The organism is candidate division TA06 bacterium, assembly GCA_004376575.1.
Taxonomy (GTDB): Bacteria; Hydrothermota; DG-26; order E44-bin18; family E44-bin18; genus E44-bin18.
The window spans coordinates 31214-50736 of the sequence record SOJN01000075.1 but is presented as its reverse complement, the minus strand read 5'-3'; the positions used below and the strand labels follow the sequence as shown (position 1 = coordinate 50736).

General features: G+C 50.8%; 18 protein-coding genes. All 18 read left to right on the top strand.

The genetic code is table 11. From position 1 onward, the window contains the following. Window positions 1-211 precede the first annotated feature (211 nt). The 18 genes from hslU to rfaE1 all read left to right on the top strand — a co-directional run bounded on the left by hslU (window position 212) and on the right by rfaE1 (window position 19518). Window positions 212-1597: an ATP-dependent protease ATPase subunit HslU gene (gene hslU / locus E3J62_06385; protein TET45841.1), complete on the top strand. Its 1386-nt coding sequence runs from the start codon at window positions 212-214 to the stop codon at window positions 1595-1597. A 41-nt stretch (window positions 1598-1638) separates the two neighbouring features. After that, complete coding sequence (argF, locus tag E3J62_06380) at window positions 1639-2550, top strand: ornithine carbamoyltransferase (GenBank protein TET45840.1); 912 nt, start codon at window positions 1639-1641, stop codon at window positions 2548-2550. 82 nt (window positions 2551-2632) lie between these two features. Then, complete coding sequence (locus tag E3J62_06375) at window positions 2633-4378, top strand: hypothetical protein (GenBank protein TET45794.1); 1746 nt, start codon at window positions 2633-2635, stop codon at window positions 4376-4378. Between the two features lie 10 nt (window positions 4379-4388). Continuing rightward, window positions 4389-6287, top strand: a complete 1899-nt coding sequence (locus tag E3J62_06370; protein TET45793.1) for a T9SS type A sorting domain-containing protein — start codon at window positions 4389-4391, stop codon at window positions 6285-6287. Next, a complete protein-coding gene (locus E3J62_06365; GenBank protein ID TET45792.1) occupies window positions 6284-7111 on the top strand; it encodes a diaminopimelate epimerase in 828 nt (275 codons plus the stop codon). Before E3J62_06370 ends, E3J62_06365 begins: the two co-directional genes overlap by 4 nt. Before the next feature lie 15 nt (window positions 7112-7126). Next, window positions 7127-8584 carry an IMP dehydrogenase gene (gene guaB / locus E3J62_06360; protein TET45791.1) on the top strand — a complete coding sequence of 486 codons (1458 nt, stop codon included), beginning with the start codon at window positions 7127-7129 and terminating at the stop codon, window positions 8582-8584. 215 nt (window positions 8585-8799) lie between these two features. Then, entirely contained in the window at window positions 8800-9768 is a 969-nt protein-coding gene (locus E3J62_06355; protein TET45790.1) for a PorV/PorQ family protein, read from the top strand. A gap of 90 nt (window positions 9769-9858) precedes the next feature. Then, entirely contained in the window at window positions 9859-10059 is a 201-nt protein-coding gene (locus E3J62_06350) for a cold-shock protein (protein ID TET45789.1), read from the top strand. A gap of 346 nt (window positions 10060-10405) precedes the next feature. Beyond that, the gene (locus E3J62_06345) at window positions 10406-10957 is read left to right on the top strand and encodes a type II secretion system protein (protein TET45788.1); all 552 of its coding nucleotides are present in this window, start codon (window positions 10406-10408) and stop codon (window positions 10955-10957) included. A gap of 28 nt (window positions 10958-10985) precedes the next feature. Further along, window positions 10986-13109, top strand: coding sequence for a hypothetical protein (locus E3J62_06340; GenBank protein ID TET45787.1), 2124 nt, complete (start codon window positions 10986-10988; stop codon window positions 13107-13109). Window positions 13110-13387: 278 nt separating this feature from the next. Then, window positions 13388-13894, top strand: coding sequence for a type II secretion system protein (locus E3J62_06335; GenBank protein TET45786.1), 507 nt, complete (start codon window positions 13388-13390; stop codon window positions 13892-13894). 143 nt (window positions 13895-14037) lie between these two features. Then, a complete protein-coding gene (locus tag E3J62_06330; protein ID TET45785.1) occupies window positions 14038-14544 on the top strand; it encodes a type II secretion system protein in 507 nt (168 codons plus the stop codon). A 108-nt stretch (window positions 14545-14652) separates the two neighbouring features. Beyond that, window positions 14653-15612, top strand: coding sequence for an ABC transporter ATP-binding protein (locus tag E3J62_06325; GenBank protein TET45784.1), 960 nt, complete (start codon window positions 14653-14655; stop codon window positions 15610-15612). Beyond that, entirely contained in the window at window positions 15566-16351 is a 786-nt protein-coding gene (locus E3J62_06320; protein TET45783.1) for a hypothetical protein, read from the top strand. The genes E3J62_06325 and E3J62_06320 overlap by 47 nt, the downstream gene beginning before the upstream one ends. Further along, the gene (locus tag E3J62_06315; protein ID TET45782.1) at window positions 16348-17205 is read left to right on the top strand and encodes a hypothetical protein; all 858 of its coding nucleotides are present in this window, start codon (window positions 16348-16350) and stop codon (window positions 17203-17205) included. Before E3J62_06320 ends, E3J62_06315 begins: the two co-directional genes overlap by 4 nt. Then, window positions 17206-17973: a prepilin peptidase gene (locus E3J62_06310; GenBank protein TET45781.1), complete on the top strand. Its 768-nt coding sequence runs from the start codon at window positions 17206-17208 to the stop codon at window positions 17971-17973. Continuing rightward, complete coding sequence (locus E3J62_06305; protein TET45780.1) at window positions 17970-18542, top strand: DUF4416 family protein; 573 nt, start codon at window positions 17970-17972, stop codon at window positions 18540-18542. Before E3J62_06310 ends, E3J62_06305 begins: the two co-directional genes overlap by 4 nt. Further along, entirely contained in the window at window positions 18520-19518 is a 999-nt protein-coding gene (rfaE1, locus tag E3J62_06300) for a D-glycero-beta-D-manno-heptose-7-phosphate kinase (GenBank protein ID TET45779.1), read from the top strand. The genes E3J62_06305 and rfaE1 overlap by 23 nt, the downstream gene beginning before the upstream one ends. The last annotated feature ends 5 nt before the right edge of the window (window positions 19519-19523 follow it).

Below are 19523 nucleotides of genomic sequence, written 5' to 3'. Positions count from 1 at the left end.
AGATTAACACAGATTTCAAACACATGCTTATGGCTGAAACCGAACCAGAAGAATAATCTAGTGATAATCCTTGCCCTCCGAAGCCACTAAGGGCGAAGGAGGCTGTGAAATCTGTGGTTACAGGGGTCATGGCGCAAGAGTGGTTCTTGTTGGTTGAATATGTGTTGCCTGCGGTAGAATGTTGTGGTATAAGTCGTTTCAGAGCGAGGACATGGATATCATAGAGATACAAAAACCCCATTCTGTAGAGCCTTTCAAGCCTGATCCCAGTGCTCTGACTCCACATCAGATTGTGAAGGAGCTTGACAGGTACATAATAGGTCAGGACAAGGCAAAGAAGGCTGTGGCTATTGCCCTCAGGAACAGGTGGCGAAGACAGAGGGTATCTGGTGCACTGCGGGAAGAGATCATGCCCAACAACATAATCATGATTGGGCCTACAGGCGTGGGGAAGACCGAAATAGCAAGACGACTTGCAAGGCTTGCCCAGGCTCCATTCGTGAAGGTTGAGGCTTCGAAGTTCACGGAAGTGGGATATGTGGGCAGGGACGTTGAATCGATGATAAGGGATCTTGTGGGTATAGCCGTCAACATGATAAAGCACGAGATGATGGCCCTTGTGGAAGAAAAAGCAAGCAGTCTGGCCGAAGAGCGCGTTCTTGACATACTGCTCCCCATGGGGCCGTCCACTGTCCAGGGAGGAGAAGACTCACATTTTGGGACACGTGAAAGACTGAAGAAGCTACTCAGGGAAGGGAAGTTCAAGGACAGGATGGTGGAGCTTTCTGTTCAGAAGCAGTATGTTCCATTTCTTGAAGTGCTCACGAGCGGCGGCATGGAGGAGCTTGATAGTGGACTCCAGGATATGCTTGCAGGTATGCTTCCCAAGAAGATGAAGACGAGGAAGGTGACTGTGGATGAGGCCCTCAAGATATTGTCTCAAGAGGAAGGGCAGAAGCTGATTGACATGGATGAGGTGGTGAGTGAAGCGAAGTTGAGGGTAGAAAACTCCGGCATAGTTTTTCTTGATGAAATTGACAAAATAACTGGCGAGAAGGGACAGATTTCAGGCCCCGATGTGTCGCGCGGAGGGGTGCAGAGAGACCTCCTGCCCATAGTTGAAGGCGGCAACGTGATGACCAAGCATGGGATGGTGAAGACTGACCATATCTTGTTTATCGCAGCCGGAGCTTTCCACGCGACAAAACCTTCAGACCTTATTCCTGAACTGCAGGGAAGATTTCCCATAAGAGTCGAATTAAACAGCCTATCCAAGGAGGACCTCAGGAGGATACTCATAGAGCCTGAGAATGCTTTGATAAAACAGTATACCGCTCTCCTTGAGACCGAAGGTGTTGGAATAGACTTCACTGAAGACGCGGTCGAAGAAATTGCGAACTTTGCAGTGATGGTGAATGAGAGCACAGAGAACATCGGTGCAAGAAGGCTGCACACAATAATGACGACCCTTCTTGAGAGTATTCTGTTTTCTGTTCCAGAGAGTGGAGAGACTGAGATACATTTGAATGGTGACGCTGTGAAGAAGACCCTTTCTGGAATTGTTGCTGACCGGGACCTGAGTAGATATATACTCTGAGAGCAAAGCAACAGGGAGTTAGCTTGAAAAAAAAGAATTTCATGGGCATATCCGACATCACCAGCGAAGAGACAAAAGTGCTGCTGGGGTTGGCCATCGAATTCAAGAAGAAGCTGAGAAGAAGAGAAGAGCACAAGTACCTTAAGGATAGGATACTGGCGATGGTGTTTGAGAAGCCATCACTCAGAACAAGGGTGACATTCGAGTGTGGGATGAGCCAGCTTGGAGGTCATGCGATATATTTAGCGCCTTCTGACATTGGAGTGGGCAACAGGGAGTCGGTTTCTGATGTCGCAAGGAATCTCTCCCGCTGGGTGAATGGCATGGCGGCCAGGACCTTTACCCATTCCACCGTGAAGGAACTGGCTGAAAACTCATCCATACCTGTCATAAACGCTTTGAGCGACCTGGAACATCCGTGTCAGGCATTAGCCGATTTTCAGACTATCTGCGAGCATAAGGCGGGTGGAAGCGTAAGACTGGCCGGGCTCAGGGTAGGATACATAGGGGACGGAAACAACGTGTGCAACTCGCTGCTACTCGCATCGGCTCTGCTGGATGTCGATATGGTGGCAGGGTGCCCTCAGGGATATGAGCCGGACACTCAAGTTCTGGATATGGCCAGAAACCTGGCCAGAAAGTCGACTTTGAATGTAGTGAATGATCCTGAGCAAGCAGCAAAAGATGCAGATGTTATCTACACTGACACTTGGGCGTCAATGGGCCAGGAGGATGAAAGGGAGGAGAGGCTCAAGGTTTTCAAGGACTTTCAGGTGACCGGAGCAATGATGGGGCTGGCGAGGAAAGATGCCCTCTTTATGCACTGCCTGCCTGCGCACAGGGGTGAAGAGGTGAGTTCGGAAGTGATTGACGGTCCACAATCAGTGGTTTTTGATCAGGCTGAGAACAGGCTTCATTCGCAGAAGGCGGTTATGGTGGAGCTTATGCGGTAAAACGACATCTTTCGGATGTCGCATTGTAAATACTAGATTGTAAATATCGAATTGTAGAATCAAAGTCGAGGGGGAGGCGAATTTGAAATTTAGTATTTTTGATTTTCAATTTATAGTAGTATTTTTATTGGTTTTTGTCTGCGCCAGTGCAAGTGCCGCTGTTCCTCTCGGCCCCTCTCCCATCTGGGAATCTGTTGACAACGACTTCAGCACTGGAGGTGCTCTGGCGGATGTGGACAGAGACGGGTATTTGGATCTTTTTGTGGGCAATGGTAATGATATGGCTCTCAACAGTAATTCGGTCTACATGAACCAGAATGGAGTTCTTGAGGACATTGGTTCATGGGTGTCATTTGATCAGGGATACTTTGGACACAACGCTGTGGGTGATGTTGATAACGACGGGGATATCGATATGGCTGTCGCGTACTATGGTGGCGTGTCTGCTGGTTTTGTCCCTTATATACACAATATCTACTACAACATAGGCGATTCTCTGGAGCGGAGCCCTTCCTGGCGCAATGCGATGTCGGACACGTTTAACAGCTTCGACTGCGCGTTTGGTGACGTGGATGGCGATGGGGATCTGGACATTGTATTCTCGGGCGGTGAAATGTATTCGAGCAGAAGTCAGAGCAGTAGGCTATATCTTAACACCGGTGGGGTCTTTGAAACCATAGCATCCTGGACTTCTCTTCTAGGATATGCGTATGGCGTTGCCTGGGGTGATGTGGACAACGATGGAGACCTTGACCTGGCGATTGGGAACGAGCAGAACTACAATCATCTTTATTACAACAATGGCGGAGTGCTGGAGTCGTCGCCCTCCTGGCAGTCAGATGAGATTGCTACAGCAAACCAGATTGCCTTTGGTGATGTGGACGGCGACGGTTGGGTGGATCTGGCTGTTTCGAACGGCGCGGACTGCCGCATCTACTTCAACCAGGCAGGAACTCTCGAAGTCCACCCTTCCTGGAAGAGTGCTGATGCCAAGAGCAATTACTCATGTATTGCCCTGGGAGATGTTGACGCAGATGGTGACCTTGATCTGGCTTCAGGGGGCTGGTGGGAACCGCTGGTCGTTTTCGAGAACTTTGGCGGCACTCTTGATACAGTGCCGACCTGGTCCTGGTATCCTGGCGGTGGCAAGTCGTTGGTGTGTGAGGAGGTTGTCTGGGGTGATGTTGATGGCGACGGGGTTTTGGGCAGTTGTGATGCCCTGGATGGGGATGGTGTGAAGAAGATTTTCTATTTTCTCCACTATCCGGTGCACGCGATCGAGGACATTCTTGTCGATGGAGACACCCTCGCGCCAACCGACTACTGTTACGATTTGAATGCTGGATGGATATCTTTCAAAGACGCTCCCAGCCCGGGGATGGCTAACGTAGTCATGTGCTATGACTATTCAGGAGACCTGGACCTTATTGTGACCAACTGGGATCCTCCAACCGGCAACTTTTTGTTGGACAACATTTCTACCGGAATTATGGAGTACGCCGGAGCAAGAAACCCAGACCTGAACCACATCAAGATGAGTGCGAGACCGAATCCTTTCGTGGCGAGCACAACAGTGGACATCTCCCTGCCTGTTGAGTATGCAGAGACTCATGGGAGTTTAAGTTCAGACATAGTAGTGGCCATTTATGATGTCGGTGGAAGATTGGTCAAGGAGTTGAAGGCATTGGTTGGCGGACCTGGCTCACACTTCAGCGCTAAGTGGGACGGCAAAGACGGGGATGGGAGAAAGCTGCCAGCTGGAACCTATTTTGTCAGCATGAAATCCAGGCGACTAAGCGCATCGTGTAAGGTTGTGCTTTTGAGATAGGAGGCCCGGTATGTTGCGGACAGCGTTGTTGGTAGTTGTCTTGGCAGTTTTTTGTTCTCTTTCGGCTACTGGCACAGATTATGTTTACATGTCTGCGAATGGAGATACGTCTGCCGCCGGCATGACAAGCGGCGATACGCTCGCCTTCGGCTGCAATGTTAATGGCCGCGGTGTGTGGTGGGAGGTTTTTGTGGATACTGACCAATCCGGAGATATTTCCCCTGGAGACAAATTTCTTATAGGCATGCCGCAGATCGACCAGGACTTCACGTTTAACTTCGGCATGCCGGATGGGGATACAATGCCAGGGTGGATAAGGATGGACGTCGGGCCCGCCGGGCTTACTCCTGGCTGGACATATATCGTGAGAGCCACTGACGAAGATGGCTCGTTCGCCTCTGATACCGGGTATGTTTTGTCGCTTCCTCAACCTGACGTCATCATAAGTGGAACAGTTAGCCTCGAGGGTGTAACTCCCCCTAACAACAGTCTCGCGTTGATAGAGGTGGAGGCGAGCCCGGATACCATGATAGGAGGTTTCTGGACGGCGTTTACCGATACAAATGGGGACTACACAATAGAACTCGATTCCAGTGCACTGGGTGAACAGTACGAGATCGGTCCTTCGAGTGATATATTCGCATACGTGAGGCCAGATTATGACACCGTGACGCTCCTGGACACCTTAACAAACATGGACTACACCTATCAGCTTGCTTCCGCAAAAGTGGTTGGTTCTGTAGTGGATGACCTGGGGGACAGTCTGCCGCGGGGGCTAGGCATCGCAGCCTTCGACAGCACCTGGGAGGCAAAGGAGGCAAGCCTTCACGAACCAGGACGGTATTTCATTTGCTTCAGCGACTCAGAATTAGGGGACTGGAATCTAGGATTCTGGGGGTTCGGTCTATTGCCCTACTACATTATCCCGCCTGAACATTCCATAACCCTGAACCCCGGTGACAGTCTCGTAGAAGACTTTATTGTCTATAGGGCGGACACTATAATAGTAGGGAAAGTGACCATTGTGGATACGGTTCCACTCGATACTTTTCATTTCATGATTGCGGAGTGTGAAACGTCTGGTGTGGGAATGGCCATGACCCTGTGCGATTCCGCGACAGGACTATATAGGCTTGGTGTGAATTCCGCTGATACTCTCACCTGGCGCGTAGCCATAGACCCTCCCTTGGGAGATCGGATTCCCGGGCATGTGGTGGAAAACGGTTTCGTCAGGTCAGGGTTCAGTGGAGGTGACACCGTGAACTTCAACTTCGTTCCAGCCACAGATACCATAGGCGGAACGATTTCTTTTCACCCGAGTGTGCCCGGTTCACTCCAATTCCCGCTCGAAACACTTGTCGTTCTACTCTCCTACTGGCAGACTCCTTTCTTTCCTCCACAGAACGCATCAGGAATGGCAAATCCTGATCCGTCTGGCGCGTACTGGTTCCCATCAGAACCGGACACATATGGCATTTTCATTACGAACCTTCCGGACACCCTCTACTACTCGATACCCTTCTATTATGATAGCCTGATAGTCAACGGCGGTACCGATACACTGGACTTCGTCGTATACCACTCGAGCGTGGGTGTGCAGGAAGAGGTCATGGGGAAAAGTAGGTTTGGAGGACCCAGGCTTTATGCTTGCAGCCCCAACCCATTCTTTGGGCGTACGGTGATTGAGGCTTACATTCCGCCTGAAGGAGAATACAAATCCTCACAAGTTAGCGTCTACGATGTGACCGGGAGACTGGTGAAGGTGCTCAGCAAAGGAGAGCATGGTTCTTTAAGGCTCCACTGGGACGGAAAGAGCTCACAAGGCCGTGATGTGTCTGCTGGAATCTATTTTGTCAGGCTTGAGGCTTCCGGGGTTTGCATCACTCGCAAGGCGGTGCTCTTAAGATGAAGAAAACTCGTACCATAAGTTTTGCGAAGATGTCGGGCAGCGGGAACGATTTCGTCGTTTTCGATAACCGAAACGGAAAGCTCAATAAAGACCTTAGCGAGTTCGCGCAGAGCGTATGCAAAAGGAGAGTTGGGATTGGCGCCGACGGAATGATTCTGATTGAAAAGGACGACGAATGTGACTTCTTGATGAGATATTTTAATGCTGACGGATCTGAGGCCGAGATGTGCGGAAATGGTGGTAGGTGTGCTGCCCTTTATGCACACGTGAAGGAGATAGCGGGGCGTAAGATGAGGTTCAGGTCGAAGGACGGGATACATGCGGCGTCTGTCAATAAAGATGCTGTCAAGCTGAAGATGAGCGATCCAGCTCAGATGGATCTCGAGGTTCCGCTTGAATTGACTGGCAGAGAGGTTTCAGCCAGCTATGTGCACACTGGAGTTCCCCATGTGGTGGTTGCGGTTGAAGATGTGAAGAAGATTGATGTGTTGGAACTTGGAAAGGAGATACGGTATCTACCCAAGTTTCAGCCAGACGGGACCAACGTGGATTTTGTGCAGGTTCTCCCTCGTGGTCGGCTCAAAGTGAGAACCTATGAAAGAGGCGTTGAAGATGAGACTCTCGCCTGCGGAACAGGATGTGTCGCTGTCGCTCTGGTGGAGGGGATAAAGAAGGGCCTTAGATCCCCTGTCCACTGTGCGACTGCAGGCGGAGAGGTGCTGAAGGTTCACTTTCGCCGGGATGGCGAATCGATAACCAACGTTTTTCTCGAGGGGGCCGCTGTACTGGTGTTTGAAGGGAAGCTCCCGGCCTCTTTAGCGTGAAGTGGAGGTAGCTGCATGAAAGGTGACTTGAGGAATGGCTTGACCTTTGATGACGTACTTCTGGTGCCCAGGAAATCTTCTGTCCTTCCCAGGCAGGTTGAAGTGGCCACCAGACTCACCAGGAAGCTGACGCTCAATATTCCACTGGTGAGTGCCGCAATGGATACTGTCACCGAAGCTGAGATGGCCATCGCCATCGCCAGAGAAGGGGGAATTGGGGTCATCCACAAGAACACGACCATTGATGAGCAGGCGTCTCAGGTTGACAGGGTGAAGCGGTCTGAGAGCGGTATCATCCAGCAGCCCATCACCTTGTCGCCAGATCAAACCATTGGGCAGGCGATCCAATTAATGAGCGAGTTTTCCATATCGGGCTTGCCGGTTGTCGGTGGGGAAGGAAATCTCCTTGGTATGCTGACAAAGAGGGATCTGCTCTTTGAGGATGAGATGAGTCTGAAGGTGGAGGAATTGATGACCAGAGAAGGTCTGGTCAGTGTTCCCGTGGGGACTAGCCTGGAAAAGGCACAGGAAGTTCTGAGAAAAGCCAAGGTGGAAAAACTACCTGTAGTTGATAGTGAGGGAAGATTGAAGGGCCTCATCACGGCAAAAGACATGATGAAGTCGATTCTCTATCCAAATGCCTGCAAGGATTCGCTGGGCAGGCTGAGGGTGGGCGCAGCAGTGGGAATCAGCGAGGACACAATTGACAGGGCAAGAGCGCTCGCCAATTCTGGGGCAGACTGCATAGTGGTGGATACGGCCCACGGTCATTCTGAGATGGTTATGAATACTGCGAGAAAACTGAAGGAGACAATAAAAGATGTGGAGCTGATTGTAGGTAATGTGGCCACCAAGGAAGCGACGAAGGCTCTGATAGTCCTTGGCGCATCGGCGATAAAGGTAGGAATAGGGCCGGGGTCAATATGTACTACAAGGGTGATAGCAGGCGTCGGAGTGCCACAACTGACCGCGATAATGGATTGCTGTGCAGTGGCAAGAGCTAAGGGCGTACCGGTCATTGCGGACGGCGGAGTCAAATATTCTGGAGACATTGTGAAAGCCCTGGCCGCAGGTGCGGACAGCGTGATGGTAGGAAATCTTCTCGCCGGGACCGACGAGAGCCCCGGGGAGACCATTACCCTGGAAGGAAGAAGATTCAAGGTGTACAGGGCGATGGGGTCAATAGATGCGATGAAGTCAGGAAGCAAGGACAGATACTTCCAGATGGGTGCGAAGAAACTTGTTCCCGAGGGGGTTGAAGGGAGAGTCCCTTATAGGGGGCCCGTATCAGACACGGTCTATCAACTGGTAGGGGGCATCCGCTCTGGAATGGGCTACTGCGGAGCGAAGGATCTGGGAGAGCTGAGGAGAAGGGCGCGTTTCGTGAGAGTGACGGGCGCGGGGCTTAGAGAATCCCACCCGCATGATGTTACCATTACGAAAGAAGCCCCGAACTATGAAATCACCAAGTAGAACCCGAAAATAGAAAATCGAAAATCGAAAATCGGAAACAGAACCGCTAACCACAAGATTCCACGAGATTGACACAGAAAAATCGATGAACTATTAACAAAACCATGAATGGGGAATCTTGTGATAATCTGTGAAATCTGTGGTTCCGGAATTCAACTTCCCTTGACAGGATATGGGGAATAGGGTATAATGCTTGTGGTAGTTAAAAGTATGAAATGAGAAAAATCTGGATAGTTTCCCTCCTCTTAGTTCTGAGCGGGAGTTCCCAAGCAGAGAAATATGCTGGTGAGTTCTTGAGCCTGGGCGTTGGAGCGAGGTCTCTGGCCATGGGAAGTGCATTTGTCGCCTTAAGCGACGATGCAACCGCCCCTTATTGGAATCCAGCAGGCACTTCGCAGATGGATACCCGCCAGGTCTTCCTGCAGCATTCTGAAAGATTCGGGGGGATTGTCAGTTGCGACGGGGGCTCCTATGTCCATCCTCTCAAGGATTTTCTGGGGGCAAGAAGCGCTATCGGTTTTGCCCTTCTGAGGCTGGCAGTTGATGACATTGCTCTTACCGTGGTGCCTGACCCCGACGAACTGCCCGGTCCACAAAACATACCGGAAGTTGACAAACGGGTCAGCGTCTCTTACCACGTAGGTTATCTCAACTATTCCAGAGCGGTAGGGGAACAGTTGAGGCTTGGAGGCAGCTTCAAGATCGTTCAGGCCGACTTGTACACAGCGAGCGGGCTGGGTGCTGGTGTGGACCTAGGTGCCATTTATAATCCCCACTCGAAGGTCTCTCTCGGCCTGAGCGTACGGGATATTACTACAACGGTTCTAAGCTGGGACACAGGGACCTGGGAATACGTTATGCCCACAACCAGCCTGGGTTTTGCCCTCAATACACCTGTCACTTTTCCCAAAGGAAAATTCGCTCTGGCCGCAGATGTGGACATCAAATTCGAGAACAGAAGAAAGGTTGCTTCTCAGTTTGCATACGATCTTGTGAGTGGAGAGTCGCACTTTGGCGCTGAGTATGTTTACAGAAAGACGGTGTCAGGCAGAATCGGCATAGATGCTGGCCATCTCACCTTCGGAGCTGGCCTGGCTTACAAAGGGTTCAGCTTTGACTACGCCCATCTAGACCACGATGAGTTAGGAGGAACAACACGAATCTCAGGGTCTTACAGCTTCTGAGATGAAATTCGGATTGACAATGCCGCCCAAGTCGCTACTATCCATTTGAGTGACTCGCGGCAAACCTGTTGAGTAGGGAGGTATGGTTGCATGGCGAAAGGTAAGGTTAAGTGGTTCAACGAGAGCAAGGGCTACGGCTTTATCGCTCAGGAGGACGGCCAGGATGTATTCGTCCATTTTTCGGCCATTAAGGGAGAAGGATTCAAGACCCTAGCCGAAGGCGAGGAAGTTGAATTCGAAGTAGTTGAGGGCGAAAAGGGACTGCAGGCTGTTAACGTGGTCAAGTTGTAAAGGCTCTTGTGGTCTGAAATTGTCGGCTCCGCTTCTGGTGCGGAGCCCTCAACCTACTGACTCTATTTGAATACAGCGCCTCTCTCAGTGGAGCGTCCCCTCGAAAGCGAAACAGAACGGTGCTCTGGCTGTAACGTGCTCGTTTCACTGTCCGCGTTTTGCGACAGTCAGACCATTCAAAACGTGTTCACCTCGAGTTCTCTTCGTGCGGTTCTTCTCCGCTAAGACTCTGATTTCCTTAGCTTTAGCTTACGAAAGACGAACCCGGTGCCGTTGTGGCACAAAACTTGCCACTACTAGGCCTAAACAGGCTAACAGGCTCGGTAGAACCTTCGAAGGGGCCCAGATGCGGAGGGGTAGTGGTTTTACACTTATTGAACTGATGATGGTTGTGGCCATCATCGGTCTGGTGGCCGCCATAGCAGTCCCCAATTTCATGAGTTCGAGATACAGAGCCTATGAGGCTGCGCTTCGGGCGAACATGCACACGATTCAGATAAGCGTGGAAGACTTTGCCGCCCTCTCAGAAGGGTTTTATCCGGGGTCCATTGATACAAGAGTAGGAGACATCCTCTCAACTCTAGGCTTTTCCGTACCTGCGGGCTGGGAAAGTAAGGTGCCCTTCAGACGGTCCCTTGCTGACGGAAGGAGGGCTCCGCCATTCACTCCATATGCTCTACTTTATCCTCACCACGGCTTCAAAAATCCTTTTAGAAAAGGTGGTAACGCAGTGGACAACATTCAGGGTCCGCCTGCAACACCTCCCGCAGGATGCAGCTACTACACAGGATACGACGAGTCCGGCGTGAAAGGTGATGGCGAGGTCGCGATTGGCTACTCGATCTGCGGTTATGGTAAAGGCAGACCCCTGGCACTAGTTCTTCACTCTGGACACTAAACCCCTTTAGCACTCGTTAGGAAGACTTGTGGGACCTTTCTATAAGAGATCTGGTTTTGTTTTTCTTCTCTTGAGTCTGCTCGTCTCCGCGGTCTTCATCGGGGGCTCAAACTGGTTTACGGACGGCCATCCCACGTTTCCCACTGATGACTCCTACATATACTTTCAATATGCCAGACAACTGGTGTCAGGCCACCCATTTCAGTATAATACCGGTGATGCGCCTACCACTGGCATGACCAGCTTTCTTTACTGGATCACCCTTTCGTTTGGCTACTTGATAGGTTTCCGTGGGCCGCTTCTATTCCTTCTGGCCTTTCTAATAGGAGTCGCTGGGCTTTTGATTTCAGCCTGGCTCATGTACAGAATCGTTGAGGCGCTTGTGGGAGCAGGAGCTGGACTCCCTGCTGCCGTCCTGTTTTTGGTAAACGGACAGATTGTCTGGGGTTATCTTTCAGGCCTTGAGATTCCGCTTTTTACCACTCTCCTGCTCTTCTCGGTCCTCTCCTTCCTGAGGGATATGGAAGGAAAGACTTACAAGAGGACGATGGTGGTATGTGCCCTGCTGACCATAAGCAGGCCTGAGGGAGTGGTGTTGGGGTGCTCCCTCGCGCTCCTTCTTCTGCTTGCAGGCCACCTGAGAGGACTGAAGGAAGGCTTGAAGGGTCTTCAGAAAGGCTGGGCCTGGGTTCTCCTTCCGTTCTCGATTTCAATTGCCTACCTGGTCATGAACAAGGCGGTCGGAGGTCATTTCTCTCCCAGTTCTGGATCCTCAAAGAGCCTGTGGATAGACCCTCACATCTTCAGCCTTATCTATGCTGGGACAAGCTATGTGCTTGATACCATAAGGGGAATATTCGGAGCAGGCTACCCGTCCATTGCCACCATCGGATTCGCCGGGCACTCTCCAATCTCCTACTTTGCGCCGTTTGCTCTATTCTTTTTTCTCTTCGGTTCCTTTGCTGGTGCTGCCAGAGAATTGCGCAGCCGGCAGATTTCTGGATTCACAGTTCTGCTTGCCGTTTTCACCATCGGGGTGGGATTCGTCGCATTCACATCTGCAAGTGGATTTCAACATCACAGATATCTAATACCTTTTTATCCGATCTTTATCTTATGTATGGTCGCAGGGGTTTTTGTCCTCTCGTCGGCTCTCGGCGAGAAGCTGGGCGAGCGTTCTTTTAGGGATGGTCTTCTCGCCTTCTTCGTGGTTCTATCGGTCGTTGGACTTGTGTATTCCTTTGTCCAGTATGCATTTGAATCCCGGCTCGTCCGGGTCGCCACCGTGGAACCGGCAGAGTGGGTGAGGTCTAAGCTCAAGAAAGGTGACGTGCTGGGACTTGTAGATGCTGGAGCTCTGAAATACTACGGGGGGAAGAAAACAGTTGACCTCCTGGGCTTGACCACAGCCAGATTCTACGGTAGATGGAGAATGGGATGGGGCGCTGTCGCAGAAGAGGTCTCACACATGACAAAAGGCGAGAGGCCCTCACACATTGCCATCGTGTCCACTTTCGCCGAAAAGTCAGAGGGGATTGAATCCTTGTATGAACTGTTTGGTGATAAGGTTTACGAACCTGTACCTATCTATGGAATGGGGCAGACCATATTTGCTGTGGACTACAGTTCTGTCGATGCTGGGAGGTTGCCCGTTTCTGATCATGAAGGCTGGATAGCTGTCGATTCTCTTGATATTGGCTACCTTGAAGATGAACAAAGGTGCAGATATTCGATTCTGTCCAGGGAGTCCGGGGCGAGACTGGATGTAGGCTTACACTCTGCCACCTATGGCGACGAGAAAAAGATTGCAGACGGTGGGCGGCTTATCCTTGGGGGCGAAAGATTCACTATATCCACATTGCCAGGAAAGACTCTGAGGATCGTTACAAGGTCAGTTTCAGGATTCAAGACTTTCAGATACTCGCCTGTTCTTCCTGACGGATATATTACTTCTAACGCGCCCCCATTTACTCCCGTTGATGTATATGTCAGTGGCCTGAAGCTGGAGGGGGCTGGGATAAAGACACTCGGGAATGACACGTGGTGCGAAACCGTGCTAGAAGTCCCTTCTCAGTTTGTCTTCTCAGAGAAGACAACTATTGAAATAATAGGAAGTTATAACTCTTTTCACTACTGGTTCTTTCAAAAATAGGCGAACATGGACAACAGTATCGTTCTATTACTCTTTGCGTTTTGCAACACGACCCTTGCACTATGCAAAGCCTGCGAGAAATGGACCGTTGCAGGGAGTTGATGAGACGGCGGGTCAGATGGCCTAAGTCTCTGTCTCTTAATATGATACTGGCCTGGCTCTGCAGGTCCGGCAGAATTGGCACGCTTCTTGCGACCATGCTATAGAAACTATTGAAGAACTGCTAAGATAAGGTATCTAGGGATTTTCAAACTTGACGTAGAAAGGGGGTGAAACGAATGAAAGAGAAAGGATTCACGTTGATCGAGCTGATGATTGTGGTGGTGATCATAGGAATTCTGGCTGCCATTGCTATCCCGAACTTCATGTCGATGAGGAGCAGGGCAAAGGAAGCCTCGCTCAAGTCGAACATGCACACACTCCAGCTTGCTGCCGAGGACTTCTCGACCATGTCTGAGGGAGCATATCCCAGAACCTGCGCAACGACGGTAAGCGAAGTGTTGGTTGCCCTCGGGTATCCCACGGTCCTTACCGCAGTGAAATCGATTGCTGGTGCAGTAGCCGGGCTAGCCCCCCAATCAGCCAACAATCCGCTCTTGCCGCTTGCGTTCAAGAATCCGTTCCTTCCTACGGTGAATGCCTGGGAGAGCAATGCGCCTGGAGCCATTGCAGGATGTACTTACTACGAGTCACTTCCTGGCACTGGTGTTGCGGAAATAGCATACAGCATCAGAGGTTATGGTAAGGACGCTCTTCTCGTACTGATACTAACGGCAGGACAGTAATTTCGAGTTGCCTTGTGGAAGAAATGGCAGGCCTGGGGCCTGCCATTTCTTCATTTAGGTGACTGAAAGTCTATATATACTATAGACTTGGGCGTTCTGGATCAGAGAATGGAACCTGTGAAGGTTGGCAGCAAGGGGCACAAATGAGAGAGAAAGGATTCACATTGATCGAGCTGATGATTGTGGTGGTGATCATAGGAATTCTGGCTGCCATTGCTATCCCGAACTTCATGTCGATGAGGAGCAGGGCAAAGGAAGCCTCGCTCAAGTCGAACATGCACACACTCCAGCTTGCTGCCGAGGACTTCTCGACCATGTCTGAGGGAGCATATCCCAGAACCTGCGCAACGACGGTAAGCGAAGTGTTGGTTGCCCTCGGGTATCCCACGGTCTCTACCGCAGTGAAATCGATTGCTGGTGCGGCAAATGGTGTAAGCCCGTCGGGAAGCGACGTTCTCTTGCCGCTTGGGTTCAAGAATCCGTTCCTTCTTACGACTAATTCATGGGAGAGCAACGCGCTTGGAACGATTTCGGGATGTAGTTACTATGAGTGCTTCCCTACTGGCGCATCTACTTGGGCAGAGGAATACAGCATCAGAGGTTTTGGAAAGGACGCTCTTCTCGTGCTGGTTCTGACAGCAGGACAGTGATTTTGAGTTGCCTTGTGGAAAAAATGGCAGGCTCCGGGCCTGCCATTTTTCCATTGACAGGGGCTGAAAGTCTATATATACTATGGGCTTGGGCGTTTGGAGGAGAGAATGAAACCAGTACTGGAAACTCGTCTCTTGACAAAGATATACAAAAGTCCAATCGCGCAGAAGAAGGTGAAGGCAGTTGATGGGCTTTCCGTTGCGGTGGTTGAGGGGGAGATATTTGGATTCTTGGGTCCCAACGCTGCTGGAAAAACGACAACCATCAAAATGCTGACCGGCCTTCTCAGTCCTACTTCCGGAGAAGCCCTTCTTTTTGGAGAAAAACTGGGAAATGCATCCTTGAGGATGAAGATGGGTTTTCTTCCCGAGCAGCCGTATTTCTATCCGTATCTGACTGGCGTGGAGCTTCTCGATTTTTGCGCCCAGATATTCGGGATGCGGACAGACAAAAGAAGGGTAAAGGTTGAGCAGCTCCTGGACATGGTTGACCTCAGGGATGCTGGTAGGATGAGAATAAGTTCTTACTCAAGGGGGATGCTGCAGCGGATAGGCCTGGCCCAGGCTCTAATTAATGACCCTGAGCTGGTGATACTCGATGAGCCCCTCGCCGGACTTGACCCCATCGGAAGGAGGGATGTGAGAGACATAATACTGAAGATGAAAAAGGAAGGGAAGACTGTCTTCTTCTCCAGCCACATTCTCCCTGATGTGGAGATGATATGCGACAGAGTGGGGATACTGATCAACGGGAGGTTAATGAGCGTGGGCAGACTGGATGAACTGCTGAAAGAAGAGGTCGAATCTATTGAGATCACTGTCGAAGGGCTGGACGGTTCCCATCTGGAGAAACTGGGGGCCAAGGGGGAGAGGGTTATCGTGAGCGGAGATAGAGTGATGATAGAGGTGAGTCATCCAGAAGTTGCCAGTAAGATTCAAGGCGAGATACTGGCCGCAGGTGGTCGGGTGGTTTCCCTCGTTCCGAGAAAGAAAACATTGGAAGAGCATTTCATGAAAGAGATTGGAGCTTATTGGGGGAAGGCACTTGAGAATAGCTGCAGTCGTTAAGAACACGTTCAGGCAGGCGATAAGAGACAAGGTCCTCTATGTCCTCCTTTTTTTTGGCGTACTCACCATGGCCAGCGGGATAATAATCGGGCCCTTGAGCCTGGGGGAGGCGCCCAGGATATCGAAAGACCTTGGCCTTGCTGCCATCTCAATCTTCGGGACTCTTATCGCAATCCTGACCGGGACGAGGCTTGTGTATGAGGAGATAGAGAAAAAGACTGCCTACTTGATAGTCCCAAAACCGATTGAGAGATGGCAGTTTCTGCTGGGCAAGTACCTCGGGCTGTTGTGTGTGCTGTTTCTGGTAGTGCTCATCATGAGTTTTGCCTTCACCCTTTATGTGCTAGTAACTGAAGGGAGCCTGCACGTACACCTCTGGAAAGCGGTGCTGCTCACCTTCTTTGAGCTGGCTGTCATAACTGCAATCGCCATACTGTTCAGCACCTTTGCCACGCCCGTGGGCAGCGGAGTCTTTGCGTTTGCGGTTTTCTTTCTTGGCCACGTTACCAGGGACCTTCGCGCACTGGGAGAGATTTCAGAATCTGCTGTGGTCAAGCTGGTTACAAACTTTGCCTACTATGTTCTTCCCAATCTTTCGAACTTCAACATAAGGGGTGAGGTTGTTCATAATGTGCCGGTCCCGTGGTCTCAAATTGTGTATGCGATAACCTACGGACTCATCTACACGATAGTTGCCCTGAGCGTATCCATGGTCATCTTTCAGAGGAGAGATTTTTGAGACGTATCACCAGAATTGTCCATGGTCTACTCATAGGGTTACTCATTTGCGCCGCAGGCAGCGGCGTCTTCTTCATTCAGACGAGAATTGACAGGATAAGAAAACCCAGAGAGGCAATTGTCAGAGAATTGATGTATTTCCCATCAGGGAAGTTTATGCGGGTAGCAACTGTCGGCTACGACAACCTGGCCGCAGACCTTGTCTGGCTGAGAGCGATACAGTACTATGGCCAACACCGATTGACAGACCTGAAGTTTGAATATCTGGGTCACATATTTGACATCCTGACAACCCTGAATCCCAGGTTCACAGACGCCTATACGTTCGGTTCTTTACTTCTTGCAGACGACGCAAAGGAGCCGGAGAGGGCCCTTTTGCTACTTGATAAGGGGATGCGCAACAACCCTCACAACTGGAGAATACCTTTCACCAAGGGATTTATCTACTACGTTTTCCTAAGAGACTTTTTCAAGGCGGGGAAGTATTTTGAGATGGCTTCCACAAAGGATGGAGCGCCTGAGATGGCAGCCAGGTTCGCCTCATTCTCATACCAAAGGGGTGGGGATAGGATAACCGCGATAAATCTGTGGGGCGAGATCTATACCCGCTCAGAAAACGAAGTTGAGAAGGTAACTGCTCTCAGATACTGGAAGAGACTCGTCTCGGAGATACTGGATGAGAAGGTCAATGAATACAGAAAAAGGTTCGGCCGCTATCCTTATGCGCTTTCAGAGCTGGTGGAGGCCGGCCTGGTCCGGAAACTGCCCGTAGCTCCGGACGGCGACACTTTCGTATTCAACTGGAGGCGGAGAAGGATTGAACCTGCCTCAGGTCCCTTAAGGAAAGAGGAGTAATTGCAGGTCATATCGTACGCGGCCATTGTTGTCTTTGGACTCGCCATAGGTTCCTTTCTCAACGTCTGCATACACAGGCTTCCTTCAGGCAAATCGATAGTGAGACCGGGATCACATTGTCCAAAGTGTGGGGAGCCGATCAGGTCACGCGACAACATTCCTGTGTTGAGCTATCTCCTCCTCAAGGGTAGATGCCGTAACTGCGGACAGAGGATAAGCTTCCGATACCCTGTGGTCGAGGTCGCGTCTGCTCTTATGCTTGTGCTGGTCTATATGAAATTCGGCCCGACTATTGAATTCTTTGGATACGGGTACTTTTGCCTTGCCCTGCTGGTCATCTTCTTTACTGACATAGACAAACGGATCATCCCGGACAGGGTGATCTATCCTTCACTCGTTCTGGGACTCATCTTCACAGCATTAACGGGGGAGATCGTCAGCGGCCTTTTGGGGATGGTCCTTGGATTTTGCGTGCTGTTTTTTGTGGGCTGGCTTGGCCGGCTCATCTTCAAGAAGGAGGCGATGGGGGACGGTGACATCAAAATGGCAGCAGTGGTGGGCATCTTTCTCGGCTGGAAGCTCTTGCTGGTGAGTCTTTTTCTCTCAGTCGTCCTTGGTGCGGTCGTGGGCGCGGCGATCATGGCTCTAAGGGGAAAAAAGGGTGGCTCCGAGATTCCTTTCGGTTCCTTCATAGCAGTAGGCTCAATAATCAGCCTTTTCTGGGGAGCTCAACTTATCAGAATTTACCTTGGCTACCTTTGGCGATGAAGGGACAGAAGAGAACTGTGCTGGAGGAGATATCTCCCGAAGCCAAGCTCATATGTGGCCTCATTGGAAAAGAGGCAGCTCTCTCTTCGGCTCAAAGGTTGCTGGAGGACGCATTCGGGAAGATTGATACCAGGAGTGAACTGATCAACTTCGATTTTACAGACTACTACGAACCTGAGATGGGGAAAGACCTTTTAAGGGAGTGGGTCAGTTTTGAGGGGACATTTTCGCAGCCCGAGATAGTGAGGGCAAAACTGAAGGCGATTGGGATGGAAAGGGATCTGGCCGACGCCGATGGGAGACGGAGAGTAAATCTTGATCCTGGCTTTGTGTCAGGTTCAAAACTTGTGCTCGCCTCGACGAAGAACTTCTCTCATAGAATATATCTTTGGGGTGGAATATTTGCAGAGGTTACGCTAATATTTGAGCATGGTTCTTTCATTCCGGTGAGATGGTCGTATCCAGATTATCGGACTGATAACGCGATCAAGTATTTTGAGAGGACAAGGGAGCTCTTCTTGACGCTTCACGAGAAGGAACTGAAAAGTGGAAAAGAAAAGGTTCGCTGAACTCGTCTCTGGTTTTGTAGACAAGAAGATACTCGTCATAGGTGATTTGATGCTTGATGAGTATCTCTGGGGAAGAGTTTCAAGGATATCACCGGAAGCTCCGGTTCCCATTGTAGAGATAACATCCGAATCGATTCGCCCGGGTGGAGCGGCTAATGTGGCAGGTAACATTGCATCTCTGGGAGGAAAACCCGTGCTGGTTGGAGTTGTGGGGGATGACCTCTCTGGAAGGAAGCTTCTGGATTTGGTAGCAGGTCTGGGTTTGAACAGTTCGTCCATTGTCAAGACGAACGACAGACATACAACACAGAAGTCAAGGGTGATAGCCCATTCACAGCAGGTGGTGAGAGTTGATAGGGAGAACACTGAACCTTTAGCTGAGGAAGCGAGGTGTAGACTTCTGAGTGAGGTCAGGAAGAACATTGACGGAGTGGACGGTGTTGTTCTGGAAGATTACGATAAGGGAATATTTGGCGGAGGTCTGGCAGAAGAGGTTGTACAGATTGCTAAAGATGCCGGGAAATTCTGCACAGCTGACCCCAAAAGGAAACACTTCTTCGACTACAAGGGAGTCAGTCTTTTCAAGCCCAACCAGAGGGAGGCAGAGGCTGTCCTGGGATTGAGAATCAAGGGAGTGACCCAGCTTGAGGAGTGCTGTAGAGAACTGATGTCGAGGCTGGACGGCTCCCCTATTCTGATGACCAGAGGGTCTGAGGGGATGGTGCTCCTTGATGATGTGGGGTTCTGGTCTGTGCCCGCTTTACTCAAAGAGATATACGACCCATCGGGAGCCGGCGACACGGTCATCGCGGTCATGACCCTTGCCGTGGCCGCAGGTGCATCCTTGAGGGAGGGAGCAGTGATTGCCAACTGCGCGGCGAGCGTTGAGGTTTCCAAGTTTGGTACTGCGGTCGTGACCCGGCAGGAACTGCTTGAATGTGGCAAGGACTCTGGTGATGCCATAGAAGGCAGTTGACGGCC